This window comes from Variovorax paradoxus (assembly GCF_902712855.1).
Lineage (GTDB): Bacteria > Pseudomonadota > Gammaproteobacteria > Burkholderiales > Burkholderiaceae_C > Variovorax > Variovorax paradoxus_Q.
Genome location: NZ_LR743507.1, coordinates 830,606 through 852,247, shown reverse-complemented (window position 1 = coordinate 852,247; position 21,642 = coordinate 830,606). Strand labels below are relative to the sequence as shown.

The window sequence follows — 21,642 nt, the reverse complement described above, 5'->3', positions numbered from 1 at the left end:
CGCAAGGGTTATCCCGAAGCCGTGCATTTTCTCGATTCATTTAACATGTTAAATAATTTCGAGAGGCATCGCTTTTGAGCACGACATTCACGCACCGCAATTTGCCGCGCCTGCTGCTGCAGGCCCGCGAAGCCGTGATGGCCCACACGCGGCCGAGCCTGCGCGAGCACGCGCTGTCCGACCAGCAATGGCGCGTGCTGCGCGTGCTCGGTGAGCACGGCGCGGTCGACACCGGCCGCGTGGCGCGCGAGGCCTTCATCCTCGGCCCGAGCCTCACCGGCGTGCTCGCGCGCATGGAGCGCGACAACCTCATCACCCGTGCGCGCGATCCGGCCGACCAGCGCCGCACCGTGGTCGAGGCGACGCCGCACGGCATGAAACTGGTGAAGCGCCTGTCGACCAGCATCGAGGCGCACTACGGCTGGATGGAAGCGTCGCTCGGCAAGGCCAAGCTCACGCAGCTCTACGGGCTGCTCGACGAACTCATCGCACTGGAACAACCTTCATGAGCACCGCTCCACACTTCCTCCCGACCGGCACGGTGTACGGCACCCTGCTGAACTTCCGCGACGAAGCCGAGGCACTCGCGCCGCAGATGACGCAGCCTCCCTACAAGGCGCCGCCGAAGGCGCCCGTGCTCTACGTGAAGACGGCCAACACCTGGAGCCCGCACGGCAGCGACATCGCGGTGCCTGCGGGCGTGCCCGAGGTGGAAGTCGGCGCGAGCATCGGCATGGCGATCGGCGCCGAAGGCGACATCGAGGGCTTCGTGCTGATGAACGACCTGTCGATTCCGCATGCGAGCTTCTTCCGCCCGCCGGTGAAGTTCAAGTGCGTCGACGGCTTCCTCGGCATCGGCCCCGTGCTGCGCGATGCGCAGGACGTGGACGACCCCGCAAGCTTTCGCGCCGAGGTGCGCATCAACGGCGAACTGAAGCAGTCGCTCGACTTCTCGCAGCTGGTGCGTCCGGCACGCCAGTTGCTCGCCGAAGTGGGCGAGTTCATGACGCTCGCGCACGGCGACGTGCTGCTGCTCGGCTGCGCCGCGGGCCGCCCGCTGGCGCGCGCGGGCGACCGCATCGACATCTCCGCCCCGGGCTTCGAGACCCTGAGCAACACGCTGGTGAAGGAAGCCGTATGAAGCACGCACGCGTCATCTTCGAAGGCCGCGAACACACCGGCACCGCCCACGAGTTCGACGGCCGGCCCGACGCGGCGGTGCGGCTGGACGACGGCCGCGTCGTGCCGCAGGAGCAGCTCACCTGGCTGCCCCCGCTCGCACCCACGGCACGCCCGCGCACCATCCTCGCGCTCGGCCTCAACTACGCCGACCACGCCAAGGAGCTCGAGTTCAAGGCGCCCGAAGAGCCGCTGGTGTTCGTCAAGGGCCAGAGCGCGCTCATCGGCCATCGCCAGCGCACGCACCGCCCGGCCGGCGTGAGCTTCATGCACTACGAATGCGAGCTCGCCATCGTGGTCGGAAAGACCGCGAAGAACGTGAAGCGCGACGACGCCTACGACTTCATCGGCGGCTACACCGTGGCCAACGACTACGCCATCCGCGACTACCTGGAGAACTGGTACCGCCCCAACCTGCGCGTGAAGAACCGCGACACCTGCACGCCGCTGGGCCCGTGGTTCGTCGATGCGGCCGACGTGCCCGACCCGATGGCGCTCGCGCTGCACACCACCGTCAACGGCAAGGTCACGCAGCAGGGCAACACGCGCGACATGATCTTCGACGCGCCGTTCCTCATCGAGTACTTCAGCCGCTTCATGACGCTGTCCCCGGGCGACCTGATCCTCACGGGCACGCCCGACGGCGTGGTCGATTGCCAGCCGGGCGACGTCGTCGTCACCGAGATCGAGCGCATCGGCGCGCTCATGAACACCATCGAGACCATCCAAGGAAAAGCATGAGAGTCGATCACCTGATCAACGGCAAGAGCGTTGCCGGCAGCGATTACTTCGAGACCGTCAACCCCGCCACGCAGGACGTGCTGGCCGAGGTCGCCTCGGGCGGCGAGGCCGAAGTCAACGCCGCCGTGGCCGCCGCCAAGGACGCCTTTCCCAAGTGGGCCGGCATGCCCGCGCCCGAGCGCGCCAAGCTGATCCGCAAGCTCGGCGACCTGATCGCGAAGAACGTGCCCGAGATCGCGCAGACCGAAACCGACGACTGCGGCCAGGTCATCGCGCAGACCGGCAAGCAGCTGGTGCCGCGCGCGGCCGACAACTTCTACTACTTCGCCGAAATGTGCACCCGCGTGGACGGCCACACCTACCCCACGCCCACGCACCTGAACTACACGCTGTTCCATCCGGTGGGCGTGTGCGCGCTCATCAGCCCGTGGAACGTGCCCTTCATGACGGCCACCTGGAAGGTCGCGCCCTGCCTGGCCTTCGGCAACACGGCGGTGCTGAAGATGAGCGAGCTGTCGCCGCTGACGGCAGCCCGCCTGGGCGAACTGGCGCTCGAGGCGGGCATTCCGCCCGGCGTGCTCAACCTGGTGCACGGCTACGGCAAGGAAGCCGGTGAGCCGCTGGTGGGCCACCCCGACGTGCGCGCCATCTCGTTCACCGGCTCCACCGCCACCGGCAACCGCATCGTGAAGAGCGCGGGCCTGAAGAAGTTCAGCATGGAGCTGGGCGGCAAGAGCCCGTTCGTGATCTTCGACGACGCCGACCTCGACCGCGCGCTCGACGCGGCCGTGTTCATGATCTTCAGCAACAACGGCGAGCGCTGCACCGCGGGCTCGCGCATCCTGGTGCAGCAGTCGATCTATGCCGACTTCGTCGCGAAGTTCGTCGAGCGCGCCAAGCGCATCACCGTGGGCGACCCGCTCGACGAAAAGACCATCGTCGGCCCGATGATCTCGCAGGCCCACCTGGCCAAGGTACGCAGCTACATCGAGCTGGGCCCGAAGGAAGGCGCGACGCTGCTGTGCGGCGGCCTCGAGGCGCCCTCGAACCTGCCGGATCGCGTGAAGAAGGGCAACTACGTGGCGCCTACGGTGTTCGCCGATGTCGACAACCGCATGAAGATCGCGCAGGACGAGATCTTCGGCCCGGTGGCCTGCCTGATTCCGTTCAAGGACGAAGCCGATGCGATCCGCCTGGCCAACGACATCCAGTACGGCCTCTCGAGCTACGTGTGGACCGAGAACATCGGCAAGGCGCACCGCGTGGCCGCCGCCGTGGAGGCCGGCATGTGCTTCGTCAACAGCCAGAACGTCAGAGACCTGCGCCAGCCCTTCGGCGGCACCAAGGCCTCGGGCACGGGGCGCGAAGGCGGCACCTGGAGCTACGAGGTGTTCTGCGAACCGAAGAACATCGCGGTGTCGATGGGCTCGCACCACATCCCGCACTGGGGTGTGGCGTGAGCCACACCCCACACCTCGCTCTGCGGCGTGACGTGAGCATGCGGCGTCGCACGCTGCTGGAGGGCGCGGCCGCCTTCGCGGCCCTGCCTTCGCTGGCGCGCGCGCAGGCCGCATGGCCCGCCAAGCCGATCCGCGTGATCGTGCCCTTCACGCCCGGCGGCACCACCGACTTCGTCGCGCGGCTCGTGGGCGTGGAGCTGTCGAAAGCGCTGGGCCAGAGCGTGATCGTCGAGAACAAGCCCGGCGCGGGCACGGTGATCGGCGTCGATGCCGCGGCCAAGGCCGCGCCCGACGGCTACACCTTCGTCTGCGTGGCCAACAGCTTCGCGGCCAACCAGACGCTGGTGCGCAAGCTGCCCTACGACACGCAGAAGGACCTGCGCCCGGTCGCGCTCATGGGCATGTCGGAGCACGTGCTGGCGACGCACCCCGCCAGCGGCCTGAAGACGCTGGCCGACCTGCGCAACGCGGCCAAGGCCAGGCCGGGCACGCTGAGCTTCGCCTCCTTCGGCAACGGCACCTCGGCCCACCTGTCGGGCGAAATGCTCAAGCTGCAGATGGGCCTGGACATCGTGCACGTGCCCTACAAGGGCCAGGGCCCGGCGCTCACCGACCTGCTGGGCGGACAGGTGACGATGATGTTCGGCAACTGGCCCGAGTTCCGCAGCCACGTCGAGAGCGGCAAGCTGGTGGCGCTGGGCATGGCGACCGCGCAGCGCTCGCAGTACGCGCCCGCCATACCCACACTGGCGGAACAGGGCGTGCCCATCGAGTCCAATTCGTGGAACGGCCTGCTGGCGCCCGCCGGCACGCCTGATGCGGTCGTGCAGCGCATGAACGCCGAGGTGAACCGCGCGCTGGCCGGGCCGGTGGTGACCGAGGCCTTCCGCAAGGGCGGCATTGCCTCGCTGTCGGGCACGCCCGAGCGCTTCGCGGCCTTCATCCAGAGCGAGATCGCGAAGTACGGCGACGTGATCCGCAAGGCCAACATCCAGATCGAGGGCTGAACGATGAGCCTCTATGCGATGCAGAAGTTTCTGTTCGCGCTCAACCGCGAGCCGGAAGTGCAGCGCCGCTACGCCGAAGGCGGTGAGACGCGCGCCGCGCTGCTCGGCGGCTACGACCTGAACGACGAGGAGCGCGAAGCCATCGACACCGGCGACGTCGGCAAGCTCTACGTGCTCGGCTGCAACGGCCAGCTGCTGATGCACTTCGCGCCGCTGCTGGGCATCGCATGGGCCGACTATCTCGAAGCGATGCGCGAGGGCGTGCGCAAATATGGTCCGGTCCGCGCAGGCATCTACGCGATGACGACCGGCACGGACGAAAAGGTGGCAGGCGTATGAGTTTGGTCTTTGCAGGCGTGTGCAGCCACGCCCCCGGCATCACAGGTCGCGCTCATCTGGCCGACGCGGCGGTGAAGGACGAGTTCCACGCGCAGTTCCATCGCTTCGGCGAGACGATGCGCGCGACGAAGCCCGACGCGGTCATCGTGATCGCCGCCGAGCACTTCGCGAACTTCTTCATGAACAACATGCCGGCCTATGCGATCGGCATGGCCGACAGCTACGACGGCCCGATCGAGGACCCGAAGTGGCTGGGCATCGGCAAGCACACCATTCCCGGCGACGCCGCGCTGTCGCAGCGGCTGATCCGCGAGGTGATGCAGACGGTGGACGTGGCCTACGCGGAAGAATGGAAGTTCGACCACGGGATCATGGTGCCGCTGAACTTCCTCACGCCGAAGTTCGACACCAAGGTCATCCCCGTGAACATCAACTGCCAGGGGCCGCCGCTCACGCCGCTGCACCGCGCATGGGCCTTCGGCGAGGCGCTGCGCCGCGCCTGCGACAAGGCACCCGAGCGCATCGCGCTGGTGGGCACGGGCGGCATCTCGCACTGGCCGGCCACGCCCGACTCGGGCAAGGTCAATGCGGAGTGGGACGCCGAATTCATGCGCCGCTGGTGCGCCAACGACCGCGAAGCGCTGCTCTCGCAGGACACCTACAACGACGAGGCGACCTACCGCGAGGCGGGCCAGGGCGGCTTCGAGATCCGCACCTTCCTGAGCGTGGCCGCTGCCGCGCGCGGCAAGGGCGAGATCTTCCACATGAAGGCCATCCCGATCTTCGCTGTGACCTGCACCGCGGCGACGATGTCCATCGAATGACGCACGGGAACCGCACATGCCCCACCTGGTGATCCTCTACACGCCCAACATCGAGGCCGAGACCGACATGTCGGCCCTGTGCCGCTCGCTGGCCGACACCATGCTCGCGCAGCGCGACGAAGCCGCCAAGCCGGTGTTTCCCATCGGCGGCACGCGCGTGCTGGCCTACCCGGCCGCGCACCATGCGGTGGCCGACGCCAAGGCCGACTACGCCTTCGTGTACCTCAACCTGCGCATGGCTGCGGGCCGTTCGGAGGCGGTGAAGAAGAAGGCCGGCGATGAGCTGCTGGCGGCCGTGCGCGCGCACTTCGCGCCGATCTTCGACAGGCGCCACATCGGCATCACGCTGCAGATCGACGAAAGCCCGGGGCAGGTGTACGACGGCAAGCACAGCAACCTGCATCCCCTGTTCAACAAGACCTGAGCCAAGGCCCCCATGCTCTCTTCCGACACCATTGCCAAGCTGGCCGCCGAACTGCACGAAAGCGAGAAGTCGCGCGTGCAGGTCGAGCATTTCTCCAAGCGCTTTCCGGAGATGACCATCGAGGACGGCTACGCCATCTCCCGCGAATGGGTAAAGGCCAAGATCGCCGAAGGCCGCACCGTGAAGGGCCACAAGATCGGCCTGACCTCGCGCGCCATGCAGCAGTCCAGCCAGATCGACGAGCCCGACTACGGCACGCTGCTGGACGACATGTTCTTCGAGCAGGGCGGCGACATCCCGTTCAAGCGCTTCATCGCACCGCGCGTCGAGGTGGAACTCGCGTTCGTGCTCGGGAAGAAGCTGCAGGGTCCGAACGTGACCATCTTCGACGTGCTGGCCGCCACCGACTACGTGGTGCCCGCCATCGAGATCATCGATGCGCGCATCGAACAGTTCGACCGCCACACCAAGGCCATGCGCCGCGTGTTCGACACCATCGCCGACAACGCGGCCAACGCCGGCATCGTGATGGGCGGACGCCCCGTGAAGCCCGACGCGGTCGACCTGCGCTGGGTCAGCGCGCTGCTCTACAAGAACGGCGTGATCGAGGAGTCGGGCGTGGCCGCAGCCGTGCTCAACCACCCGGCCACGGGCGTGGCCTGGCTGGCGAACAAGCTCGCGCCGTGGGACGAATGCCTGGAGGCCGGCGAGGTGGTGCTCGGCGGCTCGTTCACGCGACCCACCACCGCCCTTCCCGGCGACACCTTCCATGCCGACTACGGTCCCCTGGGTTCGATTTCCTTCCGCTTTGTATGAAGGTCGCCCCCAGGCTTCGCGCACTTCGTGTCGCTTCGCCAACTCCCTACCAGGGGCAACACCTGCGGCCCGGCAAAGCCGGTTCCGCGGTGTTCCACGAATGAAGACAGCCATCCATCTACCGGACTGAACCATGCACACCCCCATCAACACCTTCAAGCAGTCCCTCGCGGCCGGCAAGCCCCAGATCGGCCTGTGGGTCGGGCTGGCCGACGGCTATGCGGCCGAGATCCTGGCCGGCACCGGCTACGACTGGCTGCTGGTCGACGGCGAGCACGCGCCGAACGACGTGCGCTCGGTGCTCGCTCAGCTGCAGGGCATCTCGAGCACGTGGTCGGCCCAGCCCGACGCCGAGCGCTCGCACCCCATCGTGCGCATTCCCGTGGGCGACACCACGCTGATCAAGCAGTACCTAGACATCGGCGCGCAGACGCTGCTGGTGCCGATGGTCGACACCGCCGAGCAGGCCGCCCGCCTGGTGCAGGGCATGCGCTACCCGCCCGAGGGCATCCGCGGCATGGGCAGCGCGCTGGCACGCGCCTCGCGCTGGCAGGCCTACCCCAACTACCTGCACGAGGCCAACGCGCAGACCTGCCTGCTGGTGCAGGCCGAGACGGTGGAGGCCATGAAGAACATCGACGCCATCGCGGCCACGCCGGGCGTGGACGGCGTGTTCATCGGCCCGGCCGACCTGTCGGCGTCGATGGGCTTCGTGGGCCAGCCCAACCACCCCGAGGTGCAGGCCGTGATCGCCGACGCCGTGGCGCGCATCCTCAAGGCCGGCAAGGCGCCGGGCATCCTGTCGACCACGGAGGAGCAGGCGCGCAAGTGGCTGGCGGCCGGCGCGCTCTTCGTGGCGGTGGGCGTGGACACGATCGTGCTCGCGGCCGCGGCCAGGCAGCTGCTTGCGAAGTACAAGGCCGCGCCCGGCGCGGCTTCGCCCAACGGTTACTGAGTTCACACAATCACCGGAGCACCGCGCATGCAACGCACGACTCTCGCGGCCCTCGCGGCCGCAGCAACCCTTTTCCTCGGCGCCTGCGCGCCCATGGGCGGCGGCCAGCCGGGCGCCACGGCCCAGCAGGAAGCCAACCGCCGGGCCGTGCTCGCCTTCTACGAGAAGGGCCTGAACCAGAAGGACGCCGACGCGGCCCTGCAGTACGTGGGCAGCCGCTACGTGCAGCACAACCCCACCGCGGCCGACGGCCCCGAGGGGTTCCGCAAGTTCGTCGCCTTCCTGCGCGAGAAGTTTCCGAATTCGCGCAGCGTGATCAAGCGCAGCTTCGTCGACGGCGACTACGTGATCCTGCACGTGAACGCGATTCGCGAACCGGGCACGCGCGGCAGCGCGATCGTCGACATCTTCAAGCTGGAGAACGGCAAGATCGTCGAGCACTGGGACGTGGTGCAGCCCGTGCCGGAAACGGCCGCGAACGCCAACGGCATGTTCTGACCGCCCTTCCCCCTCCATTTCGCCAGCCTCACGCCAGCCCGATGACCACGCCCACCGACCCCACGCCCAAGCGCTTCCGCTCCGCCACCATCCGCGAAGGCACGATCCGCGCGACCACCCGCAGCTTCCTGCACGCGCTGGGCCAGGACGACGAGGACATCGCTCGCCCGCACATCGGCGTGTTCCACACCGGCGGCGAGATGAGCCCGTGCAATCTCAACCTGCGCGAGCAGGCGCAGCACGCCAAGACCGGCATCTACGCCGGCGGCGGCACGCCGCACGAATGCCCGGTGGTGTCGATCAGCGACGGCCTGACGATGGCGCATTCGGGCATGCGCTTCTCGCTGATCTCGCGCGAGCTGATCGCCGACAGCGTGGAAGCCTCCACGCGCGGCCACCAGTGGGACGGCATCTTCGCCATCGGCGCCTGCGACAAGAACCTGCCCGGGCTGATGATGGGCATGCTGCGCTGCAACGTGCCCAGCGTGTTCGTGCACGGCGGCTCGGCGCTGCCGGGGCAGATGCCCGGGCCCGACGGGCGCGACCTCAACGTGGTCGACACCTACGAGACCATCGGCAAGGTGCTGGCCGGCACCGCCACGCCGGACGAACTCGACGCCATGAGCCGCGCCTGCCTGCCCACCGCGGGCGCCTGCGCGGGCCAGTTCACCGCCAACACGATGGGCATGGTGTCGGAAGCGCTGGGCCTGGCGCCCATCGGCTCGAGCATGGTGCCCGCCGTGTTCAGCGAGCGCGCACCGCTGATGCGCCGCGCCGCGAAGAACCTCATGAAGGCGGTGATGGGCGACAGCCCCCTGCCGCGCGACATCGTCACGCGCAAGGCGCTCGAGAACGCCTGCGCCGTGGTGTCTGCCACCGGCGGCTCGACCAACGCCGCGCTGCACCTGCCGGCCATCGCGCACGAGGCAGGCATCAAATTCCACCTCGACGACGTGGCCGAGATCTTCGCGCGCACGCCGCTCATCGCCGACCTGCGCCCTGGCGGACAGTACCTGGCGCGCGACGTGTTCTACATCGGTGGCGCCGGCGTCATCCTGCGCACGCTGCTGGAGCAGGGCTTCCTGCACGGCGACGCGCTCACCTTCACCGGCCGCACCATGGCCGAGGAACTGGCCGCAGCGCCGGCGCCCGATGGCCGGGTGGTGCGCGAGGCCGGCAACCCGATCACGCGCGACGGCGGGCTGGCGGTGCTCAAGGGCAACCTGTGCCCCGACGGCGCGCTGCTGAAGACGGCGGGACTCAAGGGCCTGGTGTTCCGCGGCCCGGCGCGCGTCTTCGACTCCGAGGAACAGGCGCAGACCGCCGTGCAGAACCGGCGCTACGAGCCGGGCGACGTGATCGTGATCCGCAACGAAGGCCCCAAGGGCAGCCCCGGCATGCGCGAGATGCTCGGCATCACCGCCCTGCTCTACGGCCAGGGCATGGGCGACAAGGTGGCGCTGCTGACCGACGGGCGCTTCTCGGGCGCCACGCGCGGCCTGTGCATCGGCTATGCGGGCCCCGAGGCGGCCGACGGCGGCCCCATCGCGGCGCTGCGCGACGGCGACGTGATCGCGATCGATGCGCGGGCCGAGGCGCGCAGCATTTCGGTGGCGCTGACGGCGCAGGAGATCGCGTCGCGCCTGGCCGGACGTGAGGTAAACGCGGGGGCGCCCAAAGGGGGTTTGTTGGAAAAATACGCGCTCACCGTGCGCCCTGCCCACCAGGGCGCGGTGACCCACTCGGGCGCAGTCACCTGGCTGCGCGACGAGTCCTGATCCCCCATAACCAAGTCCGGAGAGAGACACCATGAGCATCACGCGCCGCCAGATCCTGCAGACCACCAGTGCCTCGGCCTTGATGGCCAGCCTGGGCCACAACGTCTTCGCGCAGGCGACGACCATCGAGACCGCGACCATCGTCACCGGCTTCGCGGCCGGCGGCACGTCGGACACCACCTGCCGGCGCCTGGCGCTGAAGCTCAGCCCCGAATATGCGAAGACGGCGGTGGTCGAGAACCGCACCGGCGCGGGCGGCCAGATCGCCGTGAGTTACGTGAAGGGCCGCCCGGCCGACGGCAGCACCATCCTGCAGACGCCGACCTCGATCCTCACGATCTACCCGCACATCTACAAGAAGCTGCCGTACGACCCGATGGCCGACATCACGCCGGTGAGCCTGGCCTGCATCTTCGACTTCGGCTTCGCCGTGGGCCCGGCCGTGCCGGCCAGCGTGAAGACGGTGCCCGAATTCCTGGCCTGGGCCAAGGCCAATCCGGCCGGCGCCAACTTCGGCTCCCCTGCCGCGGGCTCCACGCCGCACTTCATCGGCGCGCTGCTGGGCAAGAAGGGCGGCGTCGAGCTCAAGCACGCGGCCTACCGCGGCACGCAGCCTGCCATGCTCGACCTGCTGGGCAGCAACATCTCGGCGGTGTCGGGCCCGATCGGCGACATCACGCAGCACCTGCAGACCGGCAAGGTGCGCATCCTGGGCGTGTCGGGTGCCAAGCGCAGCCGCTTCGCGCCCGACGTGCCCACCTTCGGCGAACAGGGCCTGCAGAACATGGCGCACAGCGAATGGTTCGCCTTCTTCCTGCCGGCCAAGGCCTCGCCCGAACTGGTGGCGAAGCTGAACACCGCCATGAAGAACGCGCTCGCGCAGAAGGACGTGATCGACGGCCTCGGCACCTTCGGCCTGGAAGCGATGTCTTCCACGCCCGCCGAGCTGACCGATCTGCTGAAGAAGGACACTGCCAAGTGGGCGCCGATCGTCAAAGAGGTCGGCTTCACCGCGGAGGGCTAGGCCCACCCCGTTTCCTGCTCACTTCGTGCAGCCGAATCCCCCTCAAGCGGCAACACCAGCGGCCCGGCGAAGCTGGTTCCGCGGTGTTTCCCGCGAAGGGAAGGATGACAGCCAGGCGCGATGGGCAAGTTGTTTGAAAGGAACTGCAATGACCCCTCTCGCCACCACCACGCCGTCGTCCGCGTCGGCCCTGGTCCATCCCTCGATCCATCCCGACGAACGCGCCGCGCGCGAAGAGCTCGCAGCCTGCTACCGCGTGTTCGCGATGCTGGGCTGGGTCGAGATGATCTACAACCACATCACGGTGCGGTTGCCCGACAGCGTGACGGGCGGCGAGAAGCAGTTCCTCATCAACCCCTTCGGCCTGCACTACAGCGAGGTCACGGCCAGCAACCTGGTGAAGATCGACCTGCAGGGCAAGGTGCTCGACGGCTCGACCTACCCGGTGAACCCGGCCGGTTTCACGGTGCATGCGGCCATCCACGACGGACTGCCCGGCGCGCACTGCGTGATGCACACGCACACCACCGCCGGCGTGGCCGTGGCCTGCCTGCAGGGCGGCCTGCAGCAGACCAACTTCTACACCGCGCAACTGCACGGCATGGTGGCGTACCACGACTTCGAGGGCATCACCATCCACGCCGACGAAGGCCCGCGCCTGCTCAAGAGCATCGGCGACCGCAACGCGGTGATCCTGCGCAACCACGGCCTGTTGGCCTGGGGCCAGACGCTGCCGCAGACCTTCGCGATCCTGTGGACGCTGCAGCGCGCCTGCGAGATCCAGATGGCGACCTTCTCGATGGGCGCGGCCATTCCGGTGAGCGAGGAGATCGCGCAGCGCTGCACGCGCGACGCGCTGCAGTTCAGCCCCGAGCACGGCGCCGGGCAGGACGTGTTCAACGCGCTGGTGCGGCAGGTGGACCGCATCGACCCCTCGTACCGCAACTGAACCGAAGCGACTGAGCTCATGAAGATTTGTATTTACGGCGCCGGCGCGATTGGCGGATGGATCGGTGTCGGCCTCGCCCAGGCGGGCGAGCGGCTGAACGTGGTGGCGCGCGGCGCCACGCTCGAAGCATTGCAGCGCGACGGCCTGTCATTGATGCGGGGCGATGTGCGTACGCGCGTGCCCGTCAATGCGGTGGCCGACCCCGCCGAACTCGGCGTGCAGGATCTGGTGGTCATCGCCGTGAAGGCGCCCGCGCTCGCCGGCGTGGCCGAGCGCATCGGGCCGCTGATCGGCGCCGACACGCTCGTGCTGGTGGCCATGAACGGCGTGCCGTGGTGGTTCCTGGAAGGTGGCTTCGGCGGCGCCATCACCGGCCACCGCCTCGCGGCCGTCGACCCCGAGGGCGCCATCGCCCGCGCCATACCCTCGCGCAACGTGATCGGCTGCGTGGTGCATTGCAGCTGCTCGCTCGACGCGCCGGGCGTGGTGCGGCACCACTTCGGCAACGGGCTGATCGTGGGCGAGCCTTCGGGCGAGGCCACGCCGCGCGTGCAGAAGCTGGTCGAGCTGCTCAAGCGCACCGGCATCGACGCCACGCTGTCGCCGCAGATCCAGAAAGACGTGTGGTTCAAGCTGTGGGGCAACATGACGGTGAACCCGATCAGCGCGCTCACCGGCGCCACCACCGACCTGATCATGGGCGACGACTACGTGCGTGGCTTCATCTCGGCCGTCATGCTGGAGGCCAAGGAAATCGGCCGGCGCATCGGCATCGAGATCACGCAGAGCCCCGAAGACCGCCACGCGGTCACCATGAAGCTCGGCGCATTCAAGACCTCGATGCTGCAGGACGTCGAGGCCGGCCGCTCGGTCGAACTCGACGCGCTGGTGACCGTGGTGCGCGAGCTCGGCGAACTCACGGGCGTGGCGACGCCGTTCACCGATGCGCTGCTCGGGCTGGCGCGGCTGCGCACGCGGCAGCTCGGGCTGTACTGAGACCCGCGGCGCTGCGCCGGCGCGGCAGCGTCAGGCCAGCGCGCGCCGGATGGCGCCAACCGCACGCAGCGTGCGCGCCGTCGCAATGGCGTCGATCGGCTGGTTCTGCGACGACAGCTTGGCAATGACCAGCTCGCTGCGCGGATCGACGAACAGGTGCTGCCCGTGGATGCCCATGGCGAAGAGCATGCCGGGCGCGTCGTCGACCACGTACCAGCCGCTGCGGTAGCGCATCGCCATGCCGGCGAACCCGGCGGCGAACTCGCCCTGGCGCCAGGCCTCGGCGTCGCCGCCGTGCCAGGTGTCGTCGATCCAGCCGGCCGGCACCACGACACGGCCGTCGGCGGCATGGCCCTGCTGCAGCACCATCCAGCCCACGCGCGCCAGATCGCGCGCGGTGGCGCATAGGCCGCCGGTGCAGCGGGCCGCGCCCCTGGCGTCGACGGTGATGTACGCCGGGTCTTCGGCGCCCATCGGTGCCCACAGGCGCTCGCTGGCGATCGTGGCAAAGGGCTGGCCCGCCACGCGCTCCATGACGAGCCCCAGCAGGTCGGTGTTGGCCGAGGTGTACCTGAACGGCCCGCCGTGCGGCTCGTGCGTGGCGGTGGTGGTCTCGAAGAAGCGGCGCAGGTCCGGCGGCGGCGCGCCGGGCGGCAGCGGATCCCACCCGGTGGCGGCGCGGTAGGCCTCGAGCGCCTGCGGGTCCATGACGACGCCGGTGCGCATGTCGAGCAGGTGCCGCACGGTCGCGCCTTCGAAGGCGGTGCGGGCGAGTTCGGGCACGGTGTCGGACAGCGGAGAGTCGACGTCGAGCAGGCCCGCGCCATGCAGCGTGCCGGCCACGAGCCCCACGACGGACTTGGTCGCCGACATGAGGATGTGCGGCGTGTGCGCGGTCATGCCGCCGTCGTAGAACTCGTGCACCACGCGGCCCTTGTGCATCACGACGAGGGCGTCGGTGCGGGTGAGCTGCTGGAGTTCCGCGAGATCGAGCCCTGCGAGTCCGGTGGGAAAAGGCGCCGCGCGGGCGGCGTCGTTGGCGATGTCGGCCACGGGCACGATCTCGCGCACATGCTGGAAGGCCCAGGTGCTGTGGGGCCGGATGTGCCAGTTGCCGTGGTCGGCGGGGGGAAGTTCTGCTTCGGTCGGTTGGTCCATGGCCCTAGTCTAGGGAGAGCGGACCGGAACCTCCATGCGCGGGACGCCCGGATTCCTGCTCGATCGTTCGCGCGGCGGCAGCGTCACCCACCATGCGGCCGCCACGATCAGCAGGCCGCCGGCCCAGCCCCACGGCCCGATGCGCTCGCCGAAACCGTACACCGCGATCAGCGCGCCGAATACCGGCTCGCTGCCCATCAGCAGCGACACCCGGCTCGGGCTGGAGCGCGAGGCCGCATGGTTCTGCGCGAAGAAGGCGAACACGGTGCACAGCAGCACGAGGTAGGCCATGCCCCACCAGAACGATGCGGTGGCGGGCGGCAGGTGCCAGGCGCCACCCCAGGGCGAGGCCACCAGCGCGATCGCGGCCGCGCCGAGCGCCATCACGCCCGACTGCACGGCGGTCAGCGTCAGCGCCGGCAGCGTGTGCCGCCCCGCCAGCCGGCGCGTCATGCAGACCATCACCGCGCGCAGCACGGCCGCAACCACCATCAGCGCATCGCCCCAGCCCATCGACAGCGCCGCCGGTGAGGTGGCCGACAGCATCGCCGCGCCTGCCGCCGACAGGCCCGCGGCCCAGAACACGCGCCGCGCCGGCCGCTGTCCCAGCAGCCACCATTCGGCGAACGGCGTGATCGCGACGCACAGGCTGATGAGGAAGGCGGCATTGCTCGCGCTGGTGAGCGACACGCCGAAGGTCTCGCACACGAAGATGGCCAGCAGGTTGGCACCCAGCAGGCCGCCCGCGGCGAGCCCCTGGCGCCACCCCGCATCCCTGAACAGCGGCCCGAGCGCGGGCAGCAACACGACGAAGGTCAGCCCGAAGCGCAGCGCGATGAACTCCAGCACCGGCAGCTGCTGCGTCGCCTGCCGGGCCACGGCATAGCTGCCGCCCCACACCGCCGCCACCAGCAGCAGCATGAGTTCGGCCATGCCGATGCCGGCCCGCTTTCCTGACTTCATACTGTCGACCCGCTTCACGAACAAACAACAAGGCACGGATTGTTCGGGGCATCACCCGGGCCGCACAGCCATCGGCCGGAACAGGACTATTGCGTCGTGGGAACGAATTCATTTCTCAAAGTGCTGCCGGAGATGGTGACCTTCCTGCGGGTCGCCGAACTCGGCAGCTTCTCGGCCGCGGCCGACCTGCTGGGCATGACGCCGTCGGCCGCGAGCCGGCAGGTGAAACGGCTGGAGAAGGAAATCGGCGTGCAACTGCTGCAGCGCACCACGCGCCAGTTGCGCCTGACCGAGGCCGGCGCCGAGGCCTTCGCACGGTGCCGCGAGCTGGTGCTCGCGGCCCAGGGCGCGATGGAGGTCGGCGAGCAGTTCGCGAGCAAGCCCAGCGGGCTGGTGCGCATCAGCGCGCCGAAGGCCTTCGCGCGGCGCGTGCTGCATCCGCACATCCTGGAGTTCCTGCGGCGCTATCCCGACGTCGACGTGCAGCTGGTGGTGGCCGACCGCGACATCGACCCGATCCGCGAAGGCGTCGACCTGGTGGTGCGGCTGACCACCAAGCCGCCCGAGGGGCTGGTGGCCCGGCGGCTGATGGCGGTGGCGCACATCCTGTGCGCCACGCCGGCGTACCTGGCGCGGCACGCGGCCATCGCGCATCCGGACGACCTGCGCGGCCACAGCTGCCTGTCGCTGGGCGAGCACGAGCGCGACAACCACTGGCGGTTCAGGAAGGACGGCGCGGAACCGGCCGAGGTCGTGGTGCGCGGGCGCTACGTCTCCAACCACAGCGAGGTGCGGCTCGAGGCCGCGCTGGCCGGCCTGGGCGTGGCCTGCGTGCCGGCCTTCATCGCGCGCGAGGCACTCGAAGCGGGCCGCCTGGCGCGCGTGCTCGCAGACTGGGAGTTCCAGGGCAACTACCAGGGCCACGCGTACATCCTGTACCCGCCGAACCGATTCACCGCACCGAAGTGCCAGGTGCTGGTCGATCACCTGCGCGAGGCGCTGGCCGAAGGCTGAGCCGCGTTCAGCCGCGCAAGGCTTCGGCGCGCAGCAGCAGGCCGTGCGCTTCCTGCGCGTTGAGCGGGTCCAGCCGCGCAGCCCACGCCCTGAAGTGATCGAGCTCGCCCAGCGCGGCGTCGAGCGCCAGCACGCTGCGCCACTGCATCCTGCCGCCCAGGCACCAGCTGTCGTCCGCGGCCACCGCGTCCCTGGCGGCCGCCATGCCCGCGAAGCGCTCGAAGAAGGGCCCGGCCATGCCGCGGATCGCCGTGGCGATCTCGGTCAACAGGGTGGCGTCCGGCGGCGTGCCGATGTGCACGCTCCAGCTCCCGCGGCCCGGCCCGGACATCGGCAGGCCCTTCATGGACGCGCGGTTGAGCGAGTACTGCACGATGTGCGGGCCGGCCTGCAACCCGAGCTGCTTGGCCACGGCCTTCGCGGCGCCATAGCTGCAGCCGAAATGGAAGGCGACGTCGACCAGCGGCGAGTGGCGCATTGCGCCGCCCAGGGTGACGAGGTTCTCGCCCGCATCGGTGGCCGCGCGCAGCTCGAGCGCGGACTTGTGGAAGCGGTAGCCCGGCCCCAGGGCTTCGGCGAGCCCGGCGCCCAGCGCCTGCAGGTATTTCCTGGCGTCGCTCGACATGCGCAGCCCGCTCAGTGCGTCTTCATCAGCACCCGCACCGCCTCCGGCAGCGAGTTGACCTGCGGCATGAAGTGGTCGAGCAGCGCGCCCAGCGCCACCGCGCAGACCACGGCGCCCAGCAGCGGCTTCCAGGTGAGCCGCACCGCCGCCATGAGCCAGCCTTCGCGCGCCACGCGCACCGCCGCGCGGGCCGACACATAGGAGAAGGCCACCTCGATCGCCACGGCCAGCAGCGCGTCCCAGCTGAAATACAGCAGCACCAGGGAACCTGCGCCGAGCACCACCGCCGTGCAGATCAGGAAGATGGCGACCACCGGCACCACGATGACGGCGCCCTCGTCGGAGGAGCCCGCCACGTCCAGCGCGCCGCTGGCGACATCGGAAAGACCGCTGCCGCTGCGGCTGCCGCTGCTGCCGCCACCGCTACCGCCACCTCCGAGGTTCGCGTGGCCGTGCGAGCTGCCGCTGCCACGTCCCCCGCCGATATCGAGGTCGGGCGCGTCGATGTCGACGTTCAGCTCGCGCCCTTCCACCAGCCGCCGGGCCCACCAGCGCAGCACCAGCAGGTAGCCGACGTAGCCCACGCCCAGCGTGAGGAAGTAGCGCACCGCCAGCGAGTCGACGTGCAGCAGGTGCATCTGCAGCGCCGACACGCACCACATGAGCAGCAGCGTGAAGCTGCCGATCAGGATGCCGTGCGTGCGCAGGCTGTATTTGCGGTGCAGGTCGCGTTCGACCCGGGTTTCCCACAGGCGCACGGAGCGCCAGTTGGACAGGACCTTCATTGCCCGTCGGCGGGCGCGAAGTTCACGCGGGGCGCCACGGCGCACATGAGTTCGTAGCCGACGGTGCCCGCCGCGCGTGCGACGTCGTCGATGGGCAGCACCGCCCCGGTCTTCGCGGACCGGCCCCACAGCGTGACCTCGCTGCCGAACCCGGCGTCGGGCACGCCGGTGAGGTCGACGGTGATCATGTCCATGCTCACGCGCCCGACCATGCGGGTGCGCACGCCGTTCACCAGCACCGGCGTGCCGGTGTTGCAGTGGCGCGGGTAGCCGTCACCGTAGCCGACCGCCGCGACGCCGATGGTGAGCGGCCCCTCGGCCGTGAAGCTGGAGCCGTAGCCGATGGTGTCGCCGGCCTTCAGCGTCTGCACCGAAATGAGCTGGGTCGACAGCGTCATGGTCGGCTGCAGCTGCCAGTGCGCCGCGTCGTGCTCGGGGAAGTCGGGGGCGCTGCCGTACAGCACGATGCCGGGGCGCACCCAGTCGCCACGCGTGGTGTCGGCGTGGCGCAGGGTCGCGGCGCTGTTGGCAATGGACCGCTCGCCCGGCAGGTCGCGCGTGACGCGCTCGAAGACCTCGAGCTGGTGGGCGATGCCGCGCGTGCCGTCGGCGTCGCTGAAGTGGGTCATGAGCGAGATCTCGTCGACCTGGGGCAGCGCGTTGAGGCGGGTCCAGGCCGAGCCGAAGCGCTCGGGCGTGAAGCCCAGGCGGTTCATGCCCGAGTTCATCTTGAGGAACACGCGCTGCGGCTTCAGCGTCTTGTGGGCGGCGAGCATGTCGATCTGCTCGTCGCAGTGCACCGCGTGCCAGAGGTCGAGCCGCGAGCACAGTTCGAGATCGCGCGCGTCGAACACGCCTTCGAGCAGCAGCACCGGGCCGCGCCAGCCGAGCGCACGCACGCGCTCCGCCTCGGCCAGGTCGAGCAGCGCGAAGCCGTCGGCACCACGCAATCCCTCATAGACGCGCTCGATGCCGTGGCCGTAGGCATTGGCTTTCACGACCGCCCAGACGCGGGCTTCGAGGGCCGAGCGGCGCACCCGGTCGAGGTTGTGGCGCAGGGCATCGGTGTGAACGGTGGCGAGAATGGGGCGCGGCATGGGGACTCTGCGAAGGGTCGGGAAGAATGCAGACCACGTTTTAGCATCTTCGGGAATGGGGTCGAACACCGTGGGGCTGCCTATTTCGGCGTCGCACCCCCGTGCTATAACCGCCCATTCGCCCACCACGCGACACTTTTTCACTACCGCCAGCAGACCCTCTGGCCAGCCAGCCCATCGATGAAGCGCGGTTTCTACACGATCATGTCGGCCCAGTTCTTTTCGTCACTGGCCGACCAAGCGCTCTTCGTTGTTGCCGTCGATCTCATGCGAAGTTCGGGCGCGCCCGAATGGCAGCGCGCGGCGCTGGTGCCGATCTTCGCGGTGTTCTACGTGGTGCTGGCCCCGCTGGTCGGCGCCTTCGCCGACGCCCTGCCCAAGGGCAAGGTGATGTTCATCAGCAATGCCATCAAGGTGGTTGGCTGCCTGATGATGCTGTTCGGCTCGCACCCGCTGCTGTCGTACTCCATCGTGGGACTGGGCGCCGCGGCCTACTCGCCCGCCAAGTACGGCATCCTGACCGAGCTGCTGCCCGCCTCGCAGCTGGTGAAGGCCAACGGATGGATCGAGGGACTGACCATCGCGTCGATCCTGCTGGGCATCGTGCTCGGCGGCTCCCTGGTGGGGCATGCGGTGTCCAGCAAGCTGCTGTCCTTCGACTTCCCGCTGATCGATACCGGCATCGACTCGCCGGCCGAAGCCGCGATCTCGGTGCTGATCTTCGTCTACGCGCTGGCGGCCTGGTTCAACACCCGCATCCCGCACACCGGCGTCGAGATGCGTCCGCTGCGCGCCAACCCCGAGCATGGCCTGGTGCGCAACGTGGCGGCGCTGCTGCCCGACTTCTGGCACTGCAACGCCCGCCTGTGGCGCGACCGCCTCGGCCAGATCTCGCTGGCCACCACCACGCTGTTCTGGGGCGCCGGCGGCAACCTCAAGTACATCGTGCTGGCCTGGGCCTCGCTGGCGCTGGGCTACAACACGACCCAGGCCTCGGCACTGACCGGCGTCGTGACCATCGGCACGGCCGTGGGCGCGGTGGTCGCCTCGATGCGCATGCGCCTGGACATGGCCACGCGCGTGATCCCCATGGGCATCGCGATGGGGCTGATGGTGATCTGCATGAACTTCATCGGCAACGTGTGGCTGGCGGTGCCGTTCCTGATCCTGCTGGGCGGCCTCGGCGGCTTCCTGGTGGTGCCGATGAACGCGCTGCTGCAGCACCGCGGCCACAACCTGATGGGCGCCGGCCGCTCCATCGCCGTGCAGAACTTCAACGAGCAGGCCTGCATCCTGCTGCTGGGCGGCTTCTACAGCGTGTGCACCGGGCTGGGCCTGTCGGCCTACGGCGCCATCAGCGCCTTCGGCCTGGTGGTGGCGGGCTGCATGTGGCTCATCAAGCGCTGGCACGAGAACAACCTCAAGAAGTACCCCGAGGAAGTCGAACACCTCCTTGCGATCGCCCGAAGCGACAAACATCACTGATGCCCCCAGGCTTCGCGCACTTCGTGTCGCGACGCCATCCCCTCGCCGGGGGCGACACCGGAGGCCCGGCAAGGCCGGTTCCCCGGTGTCCCTTGAAGAACCCGTGTCCCCATGCCAGCACTCGCCCTGCTACTGAACGCCTTCGTCTGGGGCGTCTCCTGGTTTCCATTCCGCCAGATCGCCAGCCACGGGCTGCATCCGCTGTGGACCACCTGCCTGATCTACCTGGCCATCGCGGTGCTGATGGGACTGGTGCGCCGCCATGCATGGAAAGGCTTCGTGGCGAACCCGATGCTGGTGCTGCTGGGCCTGGCCGCCGGCTTCACCAACGTGGGCTTCAACTGGGCCGTGACCCAGGGCGACGTGGTGCGCGTGGTGCTGCTGTTCTACCTGATGCCGCTGTGGAGCGTGCTGCTGGGCTGGCTGCTGCTGGGCGAGCGTCCCACGGGCGGCGCCCTGGCGCGCGTGGCGCTTGCACTGACCGGCGTGGCGGTGGTGCTGAAGGCGCCGGGCACCGACTGGCCGGTGCCGTCGAGCCTGCCCGACTGGCTCGGCGTGGCGGCGGGCTTCGGTTTCGCGGTGACCAACATCGTGCTGCGCCGGCTGCGGCATGCGCCCGGCGAGTCGCGCGCACTGGCGATGTTCTGCGGCTGCACCTTCATGGCCGGCGTCGCGGCGCTGGGGGGCACGGCGCTCGGCGCCATCGACTCGCCCCTGCTCGCGTCGCCGGGCTGGCTCGGCTGGGCCGCACTGCTGGGCACGGGCTTCGTGATCGCCAACGTGTGCCTGCAGTACGGCGCAGCGCGACTTGCAGCCACCGCCACCTCGGTGATCATGCTGTCGGAGGTGATCTTTGCGAGCGTCTCCTCGGTGGCGCTGGGCGCGGCCGCGATGGAGCCGCGCATCCTGGCAGGCGCTGCGCTGATCGTGCTGGGCGCGGTATGGTCGGCGTTTGCGCGAACGACCGTGCGGGGCGATGATCGCTCCTCCAGCGCCACTTCCGCTCACTGAGGACACCCCATGACCACCGTCTACGACTTCGAGGCCAACCAGATCGACGGCAAGCCGGTGAAGCTCTCCGCCTTCAAGGGCAAGGTGCTGCTGATCGTGAACACCGCCAGCAAGTGCGGCTTCACGCCGCAGTTCGCGGGGCTGGAAGCGCTGCACGAGAAGTACGCCGGCCAGGGTCTCGCGGTGCTGGGCTTTCCGTCGAACCAGTTCGGCGCGCAGGACCCCGGCACCAACGAGGAGATCGGCGCCTTCTGCACGAAGAACTACGGCGTCAGCTTTCCGATGATGGAGAAGATCGACGTCAACGGCGCCAACGCCGCGCCGCTCTACCGGTGGCTCACGAAGGAAAAGCCGGGCCTGCTCGGCAGCACCGCCATCAAGTGGAACTTCACCAAGTTCCTGATCGGCCGCGACGGCACGGTGCTCAAGCGCTACGCGCCGCTGGACACGCCCGCTTCGCTCGCGCGCGACGTGGAAGCCGCGCTGGCTGCCGCCGGTTGAGCGACGGCGGCGC

General features: G+C 69.2%; 24 protein-coding genes. 19 read left to right on the top strand and 5 right to left on the bottom strand.

Translation table 11 applies throughout. The annotated features are described in order from the left end of the window. The first annotated feature begins 74 nt into the window (after positions 1-74). From hpaR to AACL56_RS03940, 15 genes are all read left to right on the top strand, one after another. Complete coding sequence (gene hpaR / locus AACL56_RS04010) at positions 75-509, top strand: homoprotocatechuate degradation operon regulator HpaR (protein WP_339088542.1); 435 nt, start codon at positions 75-77, stop codon at positions 507-509. After that, positions 506-1,141, top strand: coding sequence for a fumarylacetoacetate hydrolase family protein (locus tag AACL56_RS04005; protein ID WP_339088541.1), 636 nt, complete (start codon positions 506-508; stop codon positions 1,139-1,141). Before hpaR ends, AACL56_RS04005 begins: the two co-directional genes overlap by 4 nt. Beyond that, a complete protein-coding gene (locus tag AACL56_RS04000) occupies positions 1,138-1,920 on the top strand; it encodes a fumarylacetoacetate hydrolase family protein (protein WP_339088540.1) in 783 nt (260 codons plus the stop codon). Before AACL56_RS04005 ends, AACL56_RS04000 begins: the two co-directional genes overlap by 4 nt. Beyond that, complete coding sequence (hpaE, locus tag AACL56_RS03995) at positions 1,917-3,380, top strand: 5-carboxymethyl-2-hydroxymuconate semialdehyde dehydrogenase (protein WP_339088539.1); 1,464 nt, start codon at positions 1,917-1,919, stop codon at positions 3,378-3,380. The genes AACL56_RS04000 and hpaE overlap by 4 nt, the downstream gene beginning before the upstream one ends. A 38-nt stretch (positions 3,381-3,418) precedes the next feature. Then, complete coding sequence (locus tag AACL56_RS03990; protein WP_339088538.1) at positions 3,419-4,387, top strand: tripartite tricarboxylate transporter substrate binding protein; 969 nt, start codon at positions 3,419-3,421, stop codon at positions 4,385-4,387. A 3-nt stretch (positions 4,388-4,390) separates the two neighbouring features. Continuing rightward, positions 4,391-4,726: an aromatic ring-opening dioxygenase subunit LigA gene (locus AACL56_RS03985; protein ID WP_339088537.1), complete on the top strand. Its 336-nt coding sequence runs from the start codon at positions 4,391-4,393 to the stop codon at positions 4,724-4,726. Next, positions 4,723-5,550, top strand: a complete 828-nt coding sequence (locus AACL56_RS03980) for an extradiol ring-cleavage dioxygenase (protein ID WP_339088536.1) — start codon at positions 4,723-4,725, stop codon at positions 5,548-5,550. The genes AACL56_RS03985 and AACL56_RS03980 overlap by 4 nt, the downstream gene beginning before the upstream one ends. A gap of 16 nt (positions 5,551-5,566) precedes the next feature. Beyond that, positions 5,567-5,974, top strand: coding sequence for a 5-carboxymethyl-2-hydroxymuconate Delta-isomerase (locus AACL56_RS03975; protein WP_339088535.1), 408 nt, complete (start codon positions 5,567-5,569; stop codon positions 5,972-5,974). 12 nt (positions 5,975-5,986) lie between these two features. Beyond that, a complete protein-coding gene (hpaH, locus tag AACL56_RS03970; protein WP_339088534.1) occupies positions 5,987-6,790 on the top strand; it encodes a 2-oxo-hept-4-ene-1,7-dioate hydratase in 804 nt (267 codons plus the stop codon). A gap of 133 nt (positions 6,791-6,923) precedes the next feature. Continuing rightward, positions 6,924-7,745: a 4-hydroxy-2-oxoheptanedioate aldolase gene (gene hpaI, locus AACL56_RS03965; protein ID WP_339088533.1), complete on the top strand. Its 822-nt coding sequence runs from the start codon at positions 6,924-6,926 to the stop codon at positions 7,743-7,745. A 27-nt stretch (positions 7,746-7,772) separates the two neighbouring features. Continuing rightward, positions 7,773-8,243: a nuclear transport factor 2 family protein gene (locus tag AACL56_RS03960; RefSeq protein WP_339088532.1), complete on the top strand. Its 471-nt coding sequence runs from the start codon at positions 7,773-7,775 to the stop codon at positions 8,241-8,243. A 41-nt stretch (positions 8,244-8,284) separates the two neighbouring features. Continuing rightward, a complete protein-coding gene (ilvD, locus tag AACL56_RS03955; protein ID WP_339088531.1) occupies positions 8,285-10,021 on the top strand; it encodes a dihydroxy-acid dehydratase in 1,737 nt (578 codons plus the stop codon). A gap of 31 nt (positions 10,022-10,052) precedes the next feature. Further along, complete coding sequence (locus AACL56_RS03950) at positions 10,053-11,045, top strand: Bug family tripartite tricarboxylate transporter substrate binding protein (protein WP_339088530.1); 993 nt, start codon at positions 10,053-10,055, stop codon at positions 11,043-11,045. Positions 11,046-11,193: 148 nt separating this feature from the next. Beyond that, entirely contained in the window at positions 11,194-11,994 is an 801-nt protein-coding gene (locus tag AACL56_RS03945) for a class II aldolase/adducin family protein (protein WP_339088529.1), read from the top strand. Between the two features lie 18 nt (positions 11,995-12,012). Then, positions 12,013-12,990, top strand: a complete 978-nt coding sequence (locus AACL56_RS03940) for a 2-dehydropantoate 2-reductase (RefSeq protein WP_339088528.1) — start codon at positions 12,013-12,015, stop codon at positions 12,988-12,990. A 30-nt stretch (positions 12,991-13,020) separates the two neighbouring features. Here the strand turns inward: AACL56_RS03940 and AACL56_RS03935 are convergent, their stop codons facing one another. Together AACL56_RS03935 and AACL56_RS03930 are read right to left on the bottom strand one after the other, a co-directional pair. After that, positions 13,021-14,148 (bottom strand): serine hydrolase domain-containing protein, encoded by a 1,128-nt coding sequence (locus AACL56_RS03935; protein ID WP_339088527.1) that lies wholly within the window; start codon positions 14,146-14,148, stop codon positions 13,021-13,023. 9 nt (positions 14,149-14,157) lie between these two features. Beyond that, entirely contained in the window at positions 14,158-15,111 is a 954-nt protein-coding gene (locus tag AACL56_RS03930; RefSeq protein WP_339088526.1) for a DMT family transporter, read from the bottom strand. A gap of 96 nt (positions 15,112-15,207) precedes the next feature. On the opposite strand from AACL56_RS03930, the gene AACL56_RS03925 reads away from it, so the two are divergent. Beyond that, entirely contained in the window at positions 15,208-16,125 is a 918-nt protein-coding gene (locus AACL56_RS03925) for a LysR family transcriptional regulator (protein ID WP_339088525.1), read from the top strand. A gap of 7 nt (positions 16,126-16,132) precedes the next feature. Here AACL56_RS03925 and AACL56_RS03920 read toward each other — a convergent pair whose 3' ends face one another. From AACL56_RS03920 to alr, 3 genes are read right to left on the bottom strand one after another with little or no spacing between them, the layout of a single operon-like run. Beyond that, positions 16,133-16,750 (bottom strand): hypothetical protein, encoded by a 618-nt coding sequence (locus AACL56_RS03920; RefSeq protein WP_339088524.1) that lies wholly within the window; start codon positions 16,748-16,750, stop codon positions 16,133-16,135. Between the two features lie 11 nt (positions 16,751-16,761). Beyond that, positions 16,762-17,535 (bottom strand): hypothetical protein, encoded by a 774-nt coding sequence (locus tag AACL56_RS03915; protein WP_339088523.1) that lies wholly within the window; start codon positions 17,533-17,535, stop codon positions 16,762-16,764. Beyond that, complete coding sequence (gene alr, locus AACL56_RS03910) at positions 17,532-18,632, bottom strand: alanine racemase (protein WP_339088522.1); 1,101 nt, start codon at positions 18,630-18,632, stop codon at positions 17,532-17,534. The genes AACL56_RS03915 and alr overlap by 4 nt, the downstream gene beginning before the upstream one ends. 180 nt (positions 18,633-18,812) lie before the next feature. Between alr and lplT the strand changes: the two genes are divergently transcribed. The 3 genes from lplT (at position 18,813) to AACL56_RS03895 (ending at position 21,629) form a co-directional block, all read left to right on the top strand. Continuing rightward, positions 18,813-20,117, top strand: a complete 1,305-nt coding sequence (lplT, locus tag AACL56_RS03905) for a lysophospholipid transporter LplT (protein WP_339088521.1) — start codon at positions 18,813-18,815, stop codon at positions 20,115-20,117. 111 nt (positions 20,118-20,228) lie between these two features. Further along, positions 20,229-21,128: a DMT family transporter gene (locus AACL56_RS03900; protein WP_339088520.1), complete on the top strand. Its 900-nt coding sequence runs from the start codon at positions 20,229-20,231 to the stop codon at positions 21,126-21,128. A 9-nt stretch (positions 21,129-21,137) separates the two neighbouring features. Continuing rightward, the gene (locus AACL56_RS03895) at positions 21,138-21,629 is read left to right on the top strand and encodes a glutathione peroxidase (protein ID WP_339088519.1); all 492 of its coding nucleotides are present in this window, start codon (positions 21,138-21,140) and stop codon (positions 21,627-21,629) included. Positions 21,630-21,642: the final 13 nt, after the last annotated feature.